We start from the raw sequence: 507 nt of genomic DNA on the forward strand, positions 1-507 counted from the left end.
CTCCAGCGTACCGAGCCATTACCGACCGCTGTCAAACTCACCGTCGGACTGGCGCAGGTGAGCGTCGCGCTGCTGGGCGTGATGGAGACGACAGGTACAGATTGGTCAGCTTCCACGGCGGTTTGTGCCACACCAGTACAGCCGTTTCTCGATAGTACCGTCACCGAGTAAATACCCGACGCCGTTACGATCGCCTGATTGCTGGTGCCGATCTGCGTGGCTCCGGAGCTGAAGACGTAGCTTTGTGCATCCGGACTAGCGGTTAAGGTGACACTCGTCACCGCGCAACTGAGCGTTCCACTGCTCACCAGACTCGCCACCGGAGCGGTGTTGTCCTGACCCACACTCGTACTGGCGACCGCTGAACAGCCGTTAGCCGATACTACCGTCACCGAGTAGGTGCCACTGGCACTTACCAACGCCTGATTGGAACTGCCGATCTGAGTCGCCCCCTCACTGAACTGATAGCGTTGCCCACTCGGGCTTGCCGTCAGCGTAACGGATGTA

The 507-nt window shown here is 59.6% G+C and carries 1 pseudogene; it reads right to left on the reverse strand.

The window, feature by feature from the left end:
* Window positions 1-507 (reverse strand): annotated as a pseudogene (locus GK091_RS29305) (hypothetical protein); the annotation flags it as partial.

This window comes from Spirosoma agri (assembly GCF_010747415.1).
Taxonomy (GTDB): Bacteria; Bacteroidota; Bacteroidia; order Cytophagales; family Spirosomataceae; genus Spirosoma; species Spirosoma agri.